The organism is Achromobacter sp. SIMBA_011 (assembly GCF_046535435.1).
In the GTDB taxonomy this organism is placed as follows: domain Bacteria; phylum Pseudomonadota; class Gammaproteobacteria; order Burkholderiales; family Burkholderiaceae_B; genus Achromobacter; species Achromobacter dolens.
On sequence record NZ_JAWRWN010000288.1, the window covers coordinates 1 to 286 of the forward strand.

Annotated in this window: 1 protein-coding gene; it reads right to left on the reverse strand. The window is 58.0% G+C overall.

Translation table 11 applies throughout. From position 1 onward, the window contains the following. Positions 1-42: 42 nt before the first annotated feature. On the reverse strand, positions 43-286 hold a 244-nt coding region (locus SB816_RS30985), incomplete at its 5' end, for a DnaJ C-terminal domain-containing protein (RefSeq protein ID WP_410548116.1).

Below are 286 nucleotides of genomic sequence, written 5' to 3' on the forward strand. Positions count from 1 at the left end.
CTAAAAGACGGCGGCGTTTATCATTCATAACAACGGCGGCCATCAGCCGTCGAAGAATTCCTTCATCCGGGCAAAGAAGCCGGTCGATTCCGGATTGTTCTCCTTGGAGGAGAGCTGCTCGAACTCCTGCAAAAGCTCACGTTGACGCTTGCTGAGCTTCTGCGGCGTCTCGATCTGAATCTGGATATAAAGGTCGCCCGTCTGCGCCGAACGCAGCACCGGCATGCCCTTGCCCTTCAGGCGGAACTGCTTGCCCGGCTGGGTACCTTCCGGAACCGTGACGCGC